The sequence below is a fragment of the Bacillus sp. jun7 genome (assembly GCF_051034795.1).
In the GTDB taxonomy this organism is placed as follows: Bacteria; Bacillota; Bacilli; order Bacillales; family Bacillaceae; genus Bacillus; species Bacillus velezensis.
Genome location: NZ_CP093219.1, coordinates 1,606,546 through 1,620,918, shown reverse-complemented (window position 1 = coordinate 1,620,918; position 14,373 = coordinate 1,606,546). Strand labels below are relative to the sequence as shown.

Sequence of the window (14,373 nt, the reverse complement as noted above, 5' to 3'; positions counted from 1 at the left end):
ATCACAATGAGTATATCGTTCTACTAAACAAAAAAAGATAAGCGGCCCGCTCATTTAGTATATCGTTCTACCAAGTTCACAGTTACTATACTCCTTCTTTTTATATGTGTCAAACCGATGAACTTTTATTTTTTACTTTTTTAAATCAAGAAAAGACCTGCCGTTTTTCGGCAGGTCTGACATGGGTTTATTTTCTGAGAGAAGCGAGCTCCTCGGCAATGGCCTGCATTTCACTCGGGCTGAATGATGCTTTTTTCATGACCATTTGATGAAGGTATGTAAGATCTTCTATTTTTTCATCACTGAAATCTTCCGCTCTGATGACGCCGACATTGAGCATGTTGAGCTTTTGCGAAATGTCTTCAATCATTTTGTTTAACGTTTCTGTTTGTTGGCTCGGCAAATTCATGCATCCTTTCATGACCGTTTTCGTACCCTTTATTCTAACAGAATTCATTTAGAATAAAAGCTTATTTCCACAGCCGCAGAAAAGTTGCTAAGATGTTGATAAGGTTTTTGATCCTCAAAATGCGGGGAAAGAATAGGGAGGTTATCGATATGATACATGTGCTGTTTGTCTGTCTGGGAAATATTTGCCGGTCGCCTATGGCAGAGGCGGTATTTTCTGATATGGTGAAGAAAAACGGGCTGAACGGGCAGATTAACATTGATTCAGCGGGAATCGGCGCCTGGCATGCGGGAAATCCGCCGCATGAAGGGACAAAGGAGATCCTGAAGAAGAAAGGGATCAGCGCAAGCGGCATCACGGCGAGGCAGGTCCGTGAGTCTGATCTGACCGATTTTGATTACGTCATTGCGATGGATGCAGAAAATATCGGACATCTGCGCAGCATGGCAGGTTATAAAAAAGCGGCGCCGCGTATTGCAAGGCTGCTTGATTATGTACCGGAGTCGGACCTTGCCGACGTGCCCGATCCGTATTATACCGGAAATTTCAGCGAGGTGTACGCTTTGGTCGAGTCCGGGTGCCGTCATTTGCTGGAGATAATAAAGAAAGACCATCATTTATAAGGGGGATTGACCGATGAAGCAGACACGCATCATGGCAAAAGCGATTCTGATCGGCGCTGCCGCCGGCGGAGCACTGTCCTTATTACATAAGCCGACGAGAGAGGCATGTTTCCGGAATATGGACGCGTGCAGGCGGCGTGCGGCATTTTACCGAAAACATCCTGAAGCCCTGAAACAGCAGGCTTCCGCAAAACTGGATCAAGTGAAAATCATCGCCAATACCGTATCGGACGATCTGAGTTTTTTAAACGGGCAGATCACCAAGCTGAAGCAGACGACACCGCAGGTCATTGACCTGTTAAAAGAAACGAAGGAGCATTTTTCGAAAAACGATCATTGAGGTGGGATGTCATGAGTTTTATAAAGGAGCTGTTTGCAAGGTTTTCTCTGCATGAAGGACAAAGTAAATCGGCGGAGCTGGCGTATTTTTTCCTGCTGTCATTGTTTCCGTTAATGATTTTCATGCTGACGCTCACCGCCTATCTTCCCATATCGGCAGAAGACGTGCTCGGGGCGGTCGATCAATACGCGCCCGACAGCGCCATGTCCATGGTGAAATCCATAACGGAGCAAACGCTGAACAAGCGCAGCGGCGGACTTTTGTCATTCGGGATTATCGCCGTCATCTGGTCGGCTTCGAATGGTATGAACGCGATTGTCAGAGCATTTAACCATGCCTACGAAGTCGAGGAAAACCGCTCATTTATCATCATTCGCCTGACCTCAATTTTTTTAACCATTGCGATGGTGGTTACGATTTTAATCGCATTGCTTCTGCCGGTGTTCGGCAGAGAAATCGGAATGCTGGCCGCGGATTTTATCGGCGCCTCCGGCCTATTTTTGCAGGTGTGGTCGGTTGTCCGCTGGGGTATCAGTCCGCTTATCCTGTTAATCGTGTTTACCGCGCTTTACATTTTCGCGCCGAATAAAAAGCTTTCCCTCCGTTTTGTGCTGCCGGGAGCCGTGTTCGCGGCAGCCGGCTGGATTATCGTCAGTATGCTGTTCTCATTTTACGTCGGCACCTTTGCCAACTACAGCGCCACATACGGGAGCATCGGGGGAATTATCGTCCTGATGATCTGGTTTTACCTTACGGGAACCCTGCTGATTTTAGGAGGAGAAATCAACGCGCTTTTACATAAACGTAAAAAGCTTCCTGATGAAAATCCGTACCGCGGGAGCAAGCTATAGAGGAACGGATGACGTTCAAGCTGAAAAACGGAGGGAATCGGCTATGACCAAGCATACGAAAAAAGGCGGAAGCCATAATAAACAAAACTCAAAAAACGGCCCGAAGAATAAAACAAGCGGAAGCGCTAACGGGCAGAACGGATACCACTAGAAAGAAGCCGCCTGGCTCAGATCAGGCGGCTTTTTTATGAGACCGGAAAAGAATGGGATTCGGAAGCGGGGCTGTGCTTTGTTTTTCCGAAGACGAGCGCAAGCCAAATACAGACCAGAATCACCGTAATAAAGTAAAACAAGTTGGCGCTTTCAAACCGCTGCATATACCAGCCGCCCGCCACCGGGCCGATCATGCTGCCGAGGCTGAAGGAAATGCCGCAGAGCAGATTGCCCGCCGGCAGCAGATGGGACGGCAGCAGGTCGCTCATATAGCTGATGCCGAGGGAAAACATACTGCCGACCGCCATTCCCGCCGTGAAAAAGCAGCAGCCGATGACAGAAGGCGACGGAAACAGTCCGGCTGTCAAAAAGCAAAGGGCACCCGTTAATAAGATGACGAGCAGGACAGGTTTTCTCCCGAATCGATCGCTTAATAAACCGAGAGGGAACTGGAATACAATACTTCCGATGGCAAAAGCGGGCAATATCAGCGCGACGGCATCAACGGATATACCTAAACGAAGGGCGTACACGGGAAAGCTTCCGTTCAGCGCCGTTTCTAAAAAACCGTACCCGAAAGCCGGGAGAAAAGCGACCCAGCCGAAAAGAAGGGCGCGGTAAAACCGTTTTGCGCTGTTGTCTCCGGATGTTTCATCCGGACCTTGCGCCGGGTACTCGTTACGTAAGGCAAACACAAACAGCCAGGCACAAAGACTGATACAGCCGGATACGATAAACGGAAGGGACGGACTTGTTTTCACAAGAGGGACCATGAACGGGCCGACAGCGAATCCAAGCCCGAAGGACAGTCCGTACAGCGAAATGTTTCTTCCTCTGTTTCGGGGCGTTGACTTGGAAGTCACCCACGTTTGGGTTGAAAAATGCAGCATATGATCCCCGATTCCGATAAGCAGCCGAAGAAAAAACCATAACCATATGGATTGAAGCCAAATAAAACTGAATAAGCTGATGATAACAAGAAATCCGCCCATGACCATCAGAGGTTTGAATCCGAGCTTGCGCAGCGGGGCCTCCATAAACGGCGACGCCAGAAGCACGCCGATATAAAGGCCGGTTGCGTGAAGTCCGTTTATGGCTGCGGATTCTCCGTTCGTTTCAAAAATGACGGAGATCACCGGCAGAAGCATGCCTTGGGAAAATCCGGAGATGGAAACAAGCAGAACCAAAATAAAGAAGTACAGTTGTGACATCGCGTATTTCTCCTTCTTCAGTATCTTTCTTGATCGTACACGGATTTTCCGCGTCCGGCAACCTGAAAATGCCAATTCGGGCTGCCGAGGAAGTGTAATTGAGGGAGTTTTTGAGAAGGATATAAAAAGACTTATTCGAAAAAAGGAGCCAGGCAGATATGAATCGGATTTTTTTCTTTACGGCTGCGGCGGGAGTTCCGCTTTCAGTCATCGGCGGCCTGATGCACTGGCCGTCAGCGGTTTTGTTTATTATTTATTGCTTGACGATTATTGCGCTTGCAAGTTATATGGGGAGAGCGACTGAATCTCTTGCCATTATCGCGGGACCGCGGATCGGCGGTCTGCTGAATGCCACGTTCGGCAATGCGGTAGAGCTGATTATATCGCTTTTTGCCCTAAAAGAAGGGCTGACGGGCATCGTTCTTGCTTCACTGACCGGTTCGGTGCTCGGCAATCTTTTGCTCGTCGCGGGATTGTCATTTTTTATCGGCGGTTTGAAATACAAGCGGCAGGAATTCAATATTCATGATGCCCGGCATAATTCTGGCCTGCTGATTTTTGCCATTATCGTAGCTTTTGTCATTCCCGAAGTGTTTTCCATGGATATGGGGGAAAAAAACAAGCTTGATTTGAGTGTTGGCATCAGCATCATCATGATCCTTTTGTACGTGGCAGCTCTTTATTTCAAGCTCGTCACCCACCGCGGTGTTTATCAGCCGAATCAGCCGGAGGCAAAGAAAGAAGAGGAGCAGCCTGAGTGGTCAGGGAAAAGAGCGACGGCCGTCTTATTTATCTCCACCATTATCGTCGCCTACATATCTGAAAACCTTGTCCATACGTTTCATGCGGTGGCTGAACAGTTCGGCTGGAGCGAGCTGTTTATCGGGGTGATTATCGTCGCAATTGTCGGAAATGCCGCAGAGCATGCGTCGGCGATTATTATGGCGTACAAAGACAAGATGGATGTCGCCGTTGAAATCGCGGTAGGTTCGACTTTGCAGATCGCCATGTTTGTAGCCCCGGTTCTTGTGATCTGTTCCATCTTTTTTCCGGTCAATATGCCGCTTGTATTCACATTGCCCGAGCTTGTGGCGATGATATCATCCGTCCTTTTGATGACGATGATTTCAAATGACGGTGATTCGAACTGGTTTGAAGGGGCTACGCTCCTTGCCGCTTATGTCATTATGGCGATCGGTTTTTTCCTGCTTTAACCTGTAAAAAATGCGGATAACAACGATTGCGGAGGAAAAGACTAAAGGAAAATGCTATAGAAAGAGTGATATGATGAGAAAGCTGTTTCATGCCACATTGATTCTGCTGTTATCCTTTAGTTTTTTCGCAATGCCGTCTGCCGGTGCAAAGAAACCGTTTAAGGTTCCCAACTCTGTCGTAAGCATTTCAAAGGAAAATACGTATCCGAATGCTTCACAGGACCAGCCGATGCTTCAGCCGAGCAAACTGGCAAAGGAATTGTTAGATACATCCGAGATCAATATCGAAAATCCGCATCTGATAAAGATGCTGAATGAATCCTCGGTTTCCGGTTCACCGCTTGCCATCGGATATCGGGCGACAATATTTCTCGGGAAATGGGCGCTCGGCTATCAATCGAACGAAACGGTCGCCAACTGGGAATATAAAAAAATTAACACAAACAGAGCGGATAACCGGGGCGGACAGCAAACCGCGGTTATCTCATACGCCCAAGAACAGCAATACAAAATCAAAGGCGGGCTCACAGCGAAGGTGCCGAACGCAGAAGACGTAAAAAGTATGATGATGCAAAAAGCGATGAAGAAAACAAAACTGCCGCTCGCTTTTGAAACGGTTATCGGCGCAGGCACAAAACGCGATCAAACCTACAAAATTTCTCCGCAGCGGCTCGGCTACCTGCACGCCTACGCTCCGGCCGTTAATGAAAAAGGAAAAGTAACATACGGTGAAGTGTATTTGGTGCTGAAAGGCAGCAAGCGGAAACTTGTCGTCAAAAATGTGACTTCGCAAGGAATCGGGGCTTGGATTCCGGTACAGGATCACGTTACATTCGGTTTTCAAATGACAGCGCAGCCGAGATAACTAAAAAAAGCTGATTCCGGTTCGGGAATCAGCTTTTTTGTGTGTGATACATTTCCTCAAGCAATTGCACATTGTTGTTGTACAGCTCCCGGGCAAGAACGCGTCTCACCGCAAGGCTCGCCGAGAAGTATTCTTTATCTTGAACCATGCCTTTGACGGTAAATTCTATGCCTCTCGTCAATTTGTTCAGGCTCATGATTCCATGCACTTGAAACGGCTCCGTCGCATTGAGAAATTCATCTCGCTTCAGTGAATCGCGAAGCTCATCATTGAGCATGTCGCAGGCTTTTTCTAAGACGGCATATACCCGCTCGGGATCTTCTTTATAACTGATCACGACGGACTCGGTAATCCGCATAAAATCAATGTTATAGTTTTGAAGCTGTCTGACCTCACCGTTTGAAATGGTAAGCAGCTTGCCGGTCCACTCACGGATCTGAAGGGAACGGAGCCCGATTTCTTCGACTGTGCCGTTGAACAGATTGTTAATCGTCACGTAATCGCCTTTATGAAGCTGGCGTTCGTATATCAAAAAGACACCGGCCAATATGTCCTTGATTAACGACTGGGCGCCGAAACCGATGACGATACCGGCAACACCCGCCCCGGCTAAAATTCGGCCGAAATCATGAACGAATAAAGAAATGACGTAAAAGATAAAACCGATCGTCGCCGTATACTGGGTGATGGATCGGACGAGGCTTTCAATCGTTTTCCCTTTCCGTTCCTCCAAGAAATCTATGCGTTTAAATAACACCTGGACAAAGCGGTTGATCAGAAAAACACCGGCGTAAAGCACGAGAGCGACGATGATGATCTCAACCACTTTGCTTTTCAAAATGTCCGTAATTGTCGTTTCCATCTTCTGTTAACCTCTGGCTTTTCGTAATGAAAAATCCGTGTCCTGATAATAACTGTTTTTGACAAGGACGTTCGGTCCGAGGCACCGGACGTTTGTGCAGCGGCAGTTCAGCTCTTTGCTCAGCTTCGTCTGTCTCCACTTGTCATATGCATTGGGAAGGCTGTCTGTTTTAATATTGCCGAGCGGCGGTGTATCGCCGAAATCCGTGACAATGATATTTCCGTCAAAAATGTTCACATTCAGGCGGGAGCGGCCGTCAGGGTCGTTTCGCACCGTAACGTTTTTCGCTTCCCGCAGGCGGCGGAGGAGCTTCTGGTCTTCTTCATCAGGGCTGCATGCGTAAAACGGGAGCGTGCCGAACAGCATCCATGTCTCTTCATCGCGAATGTCGAGCAGATGATGAATGGCCTGTCTCATGTCCTTCAGGCTGAGTGATTCAAGCGCGCTGGCGAAATCACTCGGATACATCGGATGGACTTCGTGCCGCTGGCATTTCATTTCTTCCGTAATCTGCCGGTGAATATGTTCAATATGCGGCAGCGTGCGTTTGTTCAGCATCGTTTCCGCTGAAACCATTACGCCTGCTTCGACCAGCGTGCGGCTGTTTTCAATCATTTTGTCAAAATAGCGCGCCCGCTGTTCAAATGTCGGTTTCTTCTCCATCATCGCAAATCCGATGTCGGCAAAGTCCTCGACCGTTCCCCAGTTGTGGGAAATGTGAAGAACGTCCAAATAAGGAATAATCCGTTCGTAGCGCCCGATATCAAGCGTCAGGTTTGAATTGATCTGTGTGCGCACGCCGCGTTCATGCGCATATTTCAAAAGCGGGACGACGTATTCCTTTACCGATTTCAGCGAAAGCATCGGTTCGCCGCCCGTAATGCTGATAGAGCGCAACAGAGGAATTTCATCAAGCCGCTTTAATAAAAGGTCAATCGGCAGCGCATTCGGGTCTTTCGGCTGGAGCGTGTACCCGACGGCGCAGTGCTCGCATCTCATATTGCACAAAGTCGTCGTTGTGAATTCAACGTTCGTCAATTTCATATCTCCATACTGGTCGACATCCATGTACGCTTCCCAAGGATCGTACTCCGGTGTGATCGGACGCAGTGTTGTGTTTTGTGTCATGACTATCTAACTCCTTTATAAATGGGGCATACTAACGTCTGCCAACTGTTAATTTTAGACCTGATCTGCCAAGATCGCAAGTAGCGGAACCATTGAAAAACGCCAAAAAATACGCTACCATTATAAAAAATGAATGGAGTGGAAGTATGGGGAATGCAGTAAACAGCAAAGATCAGCAGCTCGATTACCTGAAGAACAGACTCGATATGTTTATGAATGTCATTGATTCATTAGACCCTGAATCAACGGACGTTGAAGATATAGACCGGCTCATCGGCATGCTTGATGATCTGGAAGCAAAATACGAACGCTTTAAAAAGGATTGGGAATAACCCCCGGCGGATGCCGGGGTTTTTCTTTTTCCATAATGCGGCTGTATAAAAGGGCAGGGCCTACTGCAAAATAAGGAAAAATGCAGAAGGAGTGCTGGTCATGAAATGGTTTTGTTCAATTTGCTGCATGGCCGTTTTACTTGCAGGAGGCATCAACAGCGCAGAAGCCGTGCCGAATGAACGGATAAACTGGGGATTTAAACGCAGCGTCAATCATCAGCCGCCGGATGCCGGCAGACAGCTGGACAATCTGGTCAAAAAATATGATGCCTTTTATTTGGGCAATACGAAAGAAAAGACCATCTATTTAACGTTTGATAACGGATATGAAAATGGGTACACCCCGAAAGTGCTTGATGTGTTAAAAAAACATCACGTCACGGGCACTTTTTTTGTCACGGGTCATTTTGTGAAAGAGCAGCCTGATTTGATTAAACGGATGTCAAAGGAAGGCCATATCATCGGCAATCATTCTTTTCATCATCCTGATCTGACGACAAAAACGGGCGATCAGATTCAAGACGAACTCGATTCCGTCACGGAAGCTGTGTACAACATTACCGGAAAGCGGGACAACCTGTATCTCCGTCCGCCGCGCGGCGTATTCAGCGAATATGTCCTCAAAGAAACGAAGCGTCTCGGCTACCAAACCGTTTTCTGGTCCGTCGCATTTGTCGACTGGAAGGTTAACGAGCAAAAAGGGAAAAAATACGCCTATGATCACATGATAAAACAGGCGCATCCCGGCGCGATCTACCTTCTCCACACTGTTTCAAAGGACAATTCAGAAGCTTTGGACGATGCCATTACCGATTTGAAAAAAGAAGGCTACACGTTTAAAAGCATTGATGACCTGATGTTTGAGAAAGAAATGAAGCTGCCGCGCCTGTAAAAAACACCTCTCCTGGTAATGGAGAGGTGTTTTGTTATTTGATACATTTAATCAAAGCGGCCCAATCCAGATCCCCGAAGCCTTGTGCGATCCCGCTTTCAAAATGGCTCTTGGCCAGTTCGGCAAGAGGGAGTTTTGCGGAAACCTGTTCTGCGGCGGCGAGCGCCAGATTGGTATCTTTCAGCCCTAAAGACATTTTGAAGCCGGCCGGCTCAAATTTCTGCTCGGCCATTATGGTTCCGTAATTTTGATAGACGGGAGAGCCAAAGAGCGCACCGGCGATTTCTAAAAATTGTTTTTGTTCTAAACCGAACTTCTCCATCATTAAGAATGATTCAGATAACGCCTCCAGCATAGAAACGAGCAAGAAATTGACGCTGATTTTCGCGGCATTGGCCGTTTTTGTTTCTTCACCCGTATCAAATACTTGCTGACTCAGGATGTTAAGCAGCGGTTCGGCCTTTTTCTTCGCTTCTGCCGGTCCGGCTGTGATGATGCGAAGCTCGGCCTTCTCGGCGGCATCGGGGCGGCCGAGGACGGGAGCGGCAATAAAGGACTGCCCTCTGCCCGAATGTGCAGCGGAAAGCTGTTCTGACAGCGCCGTACTGATCGTGCTCATTGAAATATGAATGCCGTTTTCAGATAACCCGGCAATAATGCCGCAAGCTCCGAACGTCACGCCTGTTACAGCTTCATCGTCTGACAGCATTGAAAGCACAATGTCCGCATGTTCAGCTGCCTGGCGGGGCGTTTCGGCATATTCGGCCCCTTTATCCAGCAGGTCAGCCGCTTTTTCTTTCGTCCGGTTATATACAGTCAGGCTGTATCCGGCTTTCATGATATTTTCGGCGATGGGGCGGCCCATATTGCCGAGTCCGACGATGGCGATCTTCATTTGACAGTCCCTCCAATGAAAAGTTTTCCACCATTATACATGCGAAATGGTTATTCTGCTGTGTACAGGATTGCCACTTTCAGTTCAGGTTCTGAAGACCATCCGGAGTCTGAGGCGGCTTTCCCCTTATAAAATCCGCTAAACCGCGTTTTGATGATTGTTTTTGAACGGGGTTTTACAGTGAACGTTTTTGATTTGAATGTGACGTCCTTTATGTTTTCTGATAAATCCGGCGTGACAGAAATGGTTTGTTCCCCTTTTCCATAATGATTGATATAAAGCGTGCAGCTCATGCCCGCTCTTTTTCGCTCAATCAGATGGCTGCATTCGCTGCGGTGCTTCAAATATTCGACAGCCTCTTTTTCGGGCGCGAACTGTTTTAAGGAAAAAGCGGCATATTCGGTGGCAGGACTGATACCGGAAGCGGCCCCCATACTGAGAAAGATCAGAAACAGCCCCGCCGCGGGAAGCGTCCGCCTGAACGCGGCGGCACACCAGATTAACGCCGCAAAGTAAAGGACGACCCCGGGAATGACGGAGATATGGGCTCCGTCTTCAGACCAGGAAGAAAAGCCGAGCGACTCAAAGATGTAATCAGACACCGTACAGCCGTTATACAGCGGGGCAATGGACATAACACTGAATAGCAGGAGGACAGAAGAAATGATTTTGTGAGAAAAGATGGTAACGGCGCACACCTCTTTACGTTTTTTTCCAACATATCATGTTTTCTCAAAAAAAAGAACAGCCGGCAGCCGTTCTTACTTGAAAATATTAAACCAGCCTTTGCGGGCGAACCAAAACAGCATGGCGGCCACAAGAACGGCCATGACGCCCAAAACGATAAAATACCCGTATTTCCAATGAAGCTCAGGCATGTTATCGAAATTCATGCCGTAAACCCCCGCGATGAACGTCAGCGGGATAAAAATGGTCGAGACGATGGTTAATGTCATCATAATGGCGTTCATCCGGTTTGAATTCAGCGTCACATAGCTGTCCCGTAAATCTGACGTCATATCACGGTTTGACTCGATCAGCTCGGCCAGTTTTAACAGGTGGTCATAAATATCGCTGAAATATGCCTTCGTTTCACGGCTTTCTTTTACATGGTCAAGGCTCAAAATCCGGTACATTAAATCGCGCATCGGAATGATCGTCCGTCTCAGGTTCAAAAGATCAGTCCGCAATTCAAACACTTCATTCATTAATGTGCCGTAAGATTTATGGGTTCTGCTGTCTTCAATTTCATTCAGCCGGTCTTCAATTTTGTACAGCACGGGGAAATATTCATCGACAAGCTGATCCATAATCATATAAGTGATGTGCCCCGGCCCTTTTTTGGCTAATCCCGGAGAAGCGAAAAACCGTTCTCTCACCCTTGAGACGCCGGGCGATTCGTGCAAATGGAAGCTGACGATGAAACGGTCGGACTGAAAAATGTCCACCTCTTCCATTTCCAGTGTGTCCGGGTTCAAGGCGTGGAGCACATAAAAACGGTAGCCGTCATAATGGTCGATCTTCGGCCGCTGCATGTGCTGAAAGCAATCCTCGATCGCAAGCGGATGAAAGTGAAAATAATCCCGCAGCAGCTCGGTTTCATGCATCTCAGCGCCGAAAAAATCAATCCAGTACCATGCGATGTCCGGTTGTTCTGTACGTGATAGGGGGATATTATCTAATATCTCATTATGTGTTGTGATTGCGGTTATATGTATCATAAACAACCCTCCGCCTGCCATTATATCATGCGGCGTTATGAAGAAAAGTATACGAATTGCCGCCCGGCCGCTTCATGATATACTTGGACAAAAAGGGGTGGAGCATATGTGGAAGGAAACGGTTTCGGTCACGCCGCCGTATCATTTTGATAAAGTCCTTGAAAGGCTGTCGCTCGATCCGCTGAATGCGGTCGATCTTCATGCAAGATCAATCAAAGTGCCGCTCAGAACACGGGACGGCAAACTGTCCGTCATCACGGTTCAAGCGGAAGGCACCGCCGCAGACCCGGTCTTCCTCGTCAGCGGAGAAACGGACCGCGAGGAGATGATTGAACGGATCAAACACATTTTTCAGTGGGAACAGCCGCTTCAGCCGGTGCTTGATCATTTCTCAAAAACAAATCTGTCGGCGCTTTTTGAGGAGCATGCGGGAACCCCGCTCGTCTTGGAATATGACGTCTACAACTGTCTCATGAAATGCATCATCCACCAGCAGCTCAACCTGTCTTTCGCATTTACCTTAACGGAACGGTTCGTCCATGCCTTCGGTGAACAAAAAGACGGCGTCTGGTGCTATCCCGAACCGAAAACGATTGCGGCGCTTGAGTATCAGGACTTGCGGGAGCTCCAGTTCAGCATGAGAAAAGCGGAATATGCGATTGACATTTCACGCATGATTGCAGACGGAGCGCTCAATCTGGCGGAACTTACCCATTTATCGGATGAAGACATTATGAAAAAGCTGATCACCATCAGAGGCATCGGCCCGTGGACCGTCCAAAACGTGCTCATGTTCGGCCTCGGCCGCCCGAATCTGTTTCCTTTGGCGGATATCGGCCTGCAAAATGCCATCAAACGCCGCTTCGCCCTTGAGGATAAACCGTCAAAAGACGTGATGCTTCAGGTAAGCAGCGAATGGGCGCCGTATTTAAGCTATGCGTCCTTGTATTTGTGGAGAAGTATTGAATGAAAAACCGCTTTGATCATTTTTTGGAAACTTCCAGTGAAAAACATGAAGGAACCGCCGGCTGCATGTTATACTGAAAAGATGTGATATTTCAAATCAGCCGTTTTCCCAGGAGAAAGGCTTTATATAGAAACGGAGAGAAAAAAACGTGAATCAACATCAAAAAAAGGCGCCTGCCGAATTGAAAATCGGGCAGACATTTCCGCTGACCATCAAACGTCTCGGCATTAACGGAGAGGGCGTCGGCTATTTTAAGAAAAAAGTTGTCTTCGTTCCCGGCGCTCTGCCCGGGGAAGAAGTCGTTGCCGAAGCGACAAATGTGCAGCCGAAATTTTCAGAAGCACGCGTCAAAAAAATCCGCAAGCCGTCTGAACACCGCGTCACGCCGCCATGCCCGGTCTACGACCAGTGCGGCGGCTGTCAGCTTCAGCATCTGGCATACACCCAGCAGCTTCGCGAAAAACGCGACATCGTCATTCAGTCTCTGGAACGTCATACGAGATTCAATGTCGAAGAAATGAACATTAAAGATACGATCGGAATGGACAACCCTTGGAATTACCGGAACAAAAGCCAGTTCCAAGTCGGACGCTCGCAAAGCGGCAGCATCATTGCCGGCTTATACGGACTTGATTCCCATAAAATCGTCCCGATTAAGGAATGCATTGTCCAGCATCCGGCGACAAACAAAACAACGGGTATCGTCCGCCGTATTTTGGAAAAACACAACGTATCCGTTTATAACGAACGGTCCAAAAAAGGCGATGTCCGCACCATCGTGACGAGAGTCGGTTTTGAAACAGGCGAAGTGCAGGTCGTGCTTGTCACTGCGAAAGAGACACTGCCGAATAAAGATGAGATCGTCAAAGCCATTCAGAACCGGCTGCCGGAAGTGAAATCGATTATTCAAAACGTCAATGGCGCGCGCACATCCGTCATTTTCGGTGACAAAACAAAAGCGCTGGCCGGAAGCCATGCCATTCAAGAAGTGCTCGGTGACGTGTCATTTGAACTGAGCGCCCGCGCTTTCTTCCAGCTCAACCCTGAGCAGACGGTCAAGCTGTATGACGAAGTGAAACAAGCGGCTCAGCTGACAGGAAAAGAAAAAGTCGTAGACGCGTATTGCGGCGTCGGTACGATCGGCATGTGGGTTTCAAGCGGCGCAAAAGAGATCCGCGGCATGGACGTCATTAAAGAATCAATTGATGACGCGAAGAAAAACGCCAAAAAACACGGCATCAAAAACGCGGCATATGTCACAGGAACAGCCGAACACTGGCTCCCGAAATGGACGAAAGAAGGCTTCCGTCCTGACGTAGTCATCGTCGACCCGCCGAGAACGGGCTGTGACAGAACATTTTTAGATACCATCAAAAAAGTAAAACCGAAACGCTTCGTCTACGTATCCTGCAATCCTTCCACACTGGCGAAAGACTTGCAGACGCTGTCGAAGGACTATCGCGTCGAATATATTCAGCCTGTGGATATGTTTCCGCAGACGGCTCATGTGGAAGCCGTGGCGAAGCTTGTGTTGAAATCGTCTAACTAAAATAAACAATTCGTAATCAGACCTGGATTCGGTATAAACATTTCCGATTTCCGGGTTTTTTTTATGCGGAGCCTTTGCCCTGGCTGTCTTTTCTAAACTTTATGTTTCTTCTTTTCTCGGAGATCTTTATTTAAACTGACGAAAAGAGTTGAAAAACGTGTGGAAAAGCGAGTGAAAAACAGCCAATTTTGACCTCGTTTGTATAATGACGCTGTGGTGTATTATGACATTATTGGGATAATGTAAAATAATTTGATATCATTGGTTTGAAATGAAGTTGTAACATTATTCAACTGTAAAGTATTTATCATGCCAAAGTAAGTAGGTCTTTAATAAAAGATAAACAGGAGGTGAAACCGAA

16 protein-coding genes are annotated in these 14,373 nt (G+C 47.8%); 9 read left to right on the top strand and 7 right to left on the bottom strand.

Annotated elements, in window-relative coordinates:
- Positions 1-187: 187 nt before the first annotated feature.
- Complete coding sequence (locus tag MJQ52_RS07655; protein WP_003155571.1) at positions 188-403, bottom strand: DUF1128 domain-containing protein; 216 nt, start codon at positions 401-403, stop codon at positions 188-190.
- A 155-nt stretch (positions 404-558) separates the two neighbouring features.
- Here MJQ52_RS07655 and MJQ52_RS07650 point away from each other — a divergent pair, with 155 nt between their 5' ends.
- The 3 genes from MJQ52_RS07650 to MJQ52_RS07640 are packed head-to-tail and all read left to right on the top strand — an operon-like array spanning position 559 to position 2,223.
- Positions 559-1,032, top strand: coding sequence for a low molecular weight protein-tyrosine-phosphatase (locus MJQ52_RS07650; protein WP_003155569.1), 474 nt, complete (start codon positions 559-561; stop codon positions 1,030-1,032).
- Between the two features lie 13 nt (positions 1,033-1,045).
- Positions 1,046-1,372, top strand: a complete 327-nt coding sequence (locus MJQ52_RS07645) for a hypothetical protein (RefSeq protein ID WP_063095962.1) — start codon at positions 1,046-1,048, stop codon at positions 1,370-1,372.
- Positions 1,373-1,383: 11 nt separating this feature from the next.
- Positions 1,384-2,223, top strand: coding sequence for a YihY family inner membrane protein (locus tag MJQ52_RS07640; RefSeq protein WP_033574984.1), 840 nt, complete (start codon positions 1,384-1,386; stop codon positions 2,221-2,223).
- A gap of 185 nt (positions 2,224-2,408) precedes the next feature.
- Here MJQ52_RS07640 and MJQ52_RS07635 read toward each other — a convergent pair whose 3' ends face one another.
- The gene (locus MJQ52_RS07635; RefSeq protein WP_407708074.1) at positions 2,409-3,587 is read right to left on the bottom strand and encodes an MFS transporter; all 1,179 of its coding nucleotides are present in this window, start codon (positions 3,585-3,587) and stop codon (positions 2,409-2,411) included.
- A 158-nt stretch (positions 3,588-3,745) separates the two neighbouring features.
- Between MJQ52_RS07635 and cax the strand changes: the two genes are divergently transcribed.
- Both cax and MJQ52_RS07625 read left to right on the top strand, forming a co-directional pair.
- Positions 3,746-4,801 carry a calcium/proton exchanger gene (gene cax, locus MJQ52_RS07630; protein ID WP_073981957.1) on the top strand — a complete coding sequence of 352 codons (1,056 nt, stop codon included), beginning with the start codon at positions 3,746-3,748 and terminating at the stop codon, positions 4,799-4,801.
- Between the two features lie 70 nt (positions 4,802-4,871).
- Entirely contained in the window at positions 4,872-5,666 is a 795-nt protein-coding gene (locus tag MJQ52_RS07625; protein WP_088005349.1) for a YfkD famly protein, read from the top strand.
- A gap of 28 nt (positions 5,667-5,694) precedes the next feature.
- On the opposite strand, the gene MJQ52_RS07620 is transcribed toward MJQ52_RS07625, so the two are convergent.
- Positions 5,695-6,528 carry a mechanosensitive ion channel family protein gene (locus MJQ52_RS07620; RefSeq protein ID WP_015388541.1) on the bottom strand — a complete coding sequence of 278 codons (834 nt, stop codon included), beginning with the start codon at positions 6,526-6,528 and terminating at the stop codon, positions 5,695-5,697.
- Positions 6,529-6,534: 6 nt separating this feature from the next.
- A complete protein-coding gene (gene yfkAB / locus MJQ52_RS07615; RefSeq protein WP_229153888.1) occupies positions 6,535-7,656 on the bottom strand; it encodes a radical SAM/CxCxxxxC motif protein YfkAB in 1,122 nt (373 codons plus the stop codon).
- 146 nt (positions 7,657-7,802) lie between these two features.
- Here yfkAB and MJQ52_RS07610 point away from each other — a divergent pair, with 146 nt between their 5' ends.
- Entirely contained in the window at positions 7,803-7,988 is a 186-nt protein-coding gene (locus MJQ52_RS07610; RefSeq protein WP_003155558.1) for an SE1561 family protein, read from the top strand.
- 100 nt (positions 7,989-8,088) lie between these two features.
- On the top strand, positions 8,089-8,880 hold the full coding sequence (pdaA, locus tag MJQ52_RS07605) for a delta-lactam-biosynthetic de-N-acetylase (protein ID WP_016936758.1): 792 nt from the start codon (positions 8,089-8,091) through the stop codon (positions 8,878-8,880).
- 34 nt (positions 8,881-8,914) lie between these two features.
- Here pdaA and MJQ52_RS07600 read toward each other — a convergent pair whose 3' ends face one another.
- The 3 genes from MJQ52_RS07600 to corA form a co-directional block, all read right to left on the bottom strand.
- Positions 8,915-9,775 (bottom strand): NAD(P)-dependent oxidoreductase, encoded by an 861-nt coding sequence (locus tag MJQ52_RS07600; RefSeq protein ID WP_094247155.1) that lies wholly within the window; start codon positions 9,773-9,775, stop codon positions 8,915-8,917.
- A 50-nt stretch (positions 9,776-9,825) separates the two neighbouring features.
- Positions 9,826-10,473, bottom strand: a complete 648-nt coding sequence (locus MJQ52_RS07595) for a hypothetical protein (RefSeq protein WP_094247154.1) — start codon at positions 10,471-10,473, stop codon at positions 9,826-9,828.
- 63 nt (positions 10,474-10,536) lie between these two features.
- Positions 10,537-11,496, bottom strand: a complete 960-nt coding sequence (gene corA, locus MJQ52_RS07590; protein ID WP_003155549.1) for a magnesium/cobalt transporter CorA — start codon at positions 11,494-11,496, stop codon at positions 10,537-10,539.
- Positions 11,497-11,602: 106 nt separating this feature from the next.
- Here corA and MJQ52_RS07585 point away from each other — a divergent pair, with 106 nt between their 5' ends.
- Together MJQ52_RS07585 and rlmD are read left to right on the top strand one after the other, a co-directional pair.
- Positions 11,603-12,466, top strand: coding sequence for a DNA-3-methyladenine glycosylase family protein (locus tag MJQ52_RS07585; protein ID WP_024085017.1), 864 nt, complete (start codon positions 11,603-11,605; stop codon positions 12,464-12,466).
- Positions 12,467-12,611: 145 nt separating this feature from the next.
- Positions 12,612-14,012 carry a 23S rRNA (uracil(1939)-C(5))-methyltransferase RlmD gene (rlmD, locus tag MJQ52_RS07580; RefSeq protein ID WP_094247153.1) on the top strand — a complete coding sequence of 467 codons (1,401 nt, stop codon included), beginning with the start codon at positions 12,612-12,614 and terminating at the stop codon, positions 14,010-14,012.
- Positions 14,013-14,373: the final 361 nt, after the last annotated feature.

Excerpts from the sequence above, each read along its gene's own strand:
- MJQ52_RS07650 (WP_003155569.1), top strand. The coding sequence starts at position 559 with ATGATACATGTGCTGTTTGTCTGTCTGGGAAATATTTGCCGGTCGCCT.
- MJQ52_RS07645 (WP_063095962.1), top strand. The coding sequence starts at position 1,046 with ATGAAGCAGACACGCATCATGGCAAAAGCGATTCTGATCGGCGCTGCC.
- MJQ52_RS07640 (WP_033574984.1), top strand. The coding sequence starts at position 1,384 with ATGAGTTTTATAAAGGAGCTGTTTGCAAGGTTTTCTCTGCATGAAGGA.
- MJQ52_RS07635 (WP_407708074.1), bottom strand. The coding sequence starts at position 3,587 with ATGTCACAACTGTACTTCTTTATTTTGGTTCTGCTTGTTTCCATCTCC.
- cax (WP_073981957.1), top strand. The coding sequence starts at position 3,746 with ATGAATCGGATTTTTTTCTTTACGGCTGCGGCGGGAGTTCCGCTTTCA.
- MJQ52_RS07625 (WP_088005349.1), top strand. The coding sequence starts at position 4,872 with ATGATGAGAAAGCTGTTTCATGCCACATTGATTCTGCTGTTATCCTTT.
- MJQ52_RS07620 (WP_015388541.1), bottom strand. The coding sequence starts at position 6,528 with ATGGAAACGACAATTACGGACATTTTGAAAAGCAAAGTGGTTGAGATC.
- yfkAB (WP_229153888.1), bottom strand. The coding sequence starts at position 7,656 with ATGACACAAAACACAACACTGCGTCCGATCACACCGGAGTACGATCCT.
- MJQ52_RS07610 (WP_003155558.1), top strand. The coding sequence starts at position 7,803 with ATGGGGAATGCAGTAAACAGCAAAGATCAGCAGCTCGATTACCTGAAG.
- pdaA (WP_016936758.1), top strand. The coding sequence starts at position 8,089 with ATGAAATGGTTTTGTTCAATTTGCTGCATGGCCGTTTTACTTGCAGGA.
- MJQ52_RS07600 (WP_094247155.1), bottom strand. The coding sequence starts at position 9,775 with ATGAAGATCGCCATCGTCGGACTCGGCAATATGGGCCGCCCCATCGCC.
- corA (WP_003155549.1), bottom strand. The coding sequence starts at position 11,496 with ATGATACATATAACCGCAATCACAACACATAATGAGATATTAGATAAT.
- MJQ52_RS07585 (WP_024085017.1), top strand. The coding sequence starts at position 11,603 with ATGTGGAAGGAAACGGTTTCGGTCACGCCGCCGTATCATTTTGATAAA.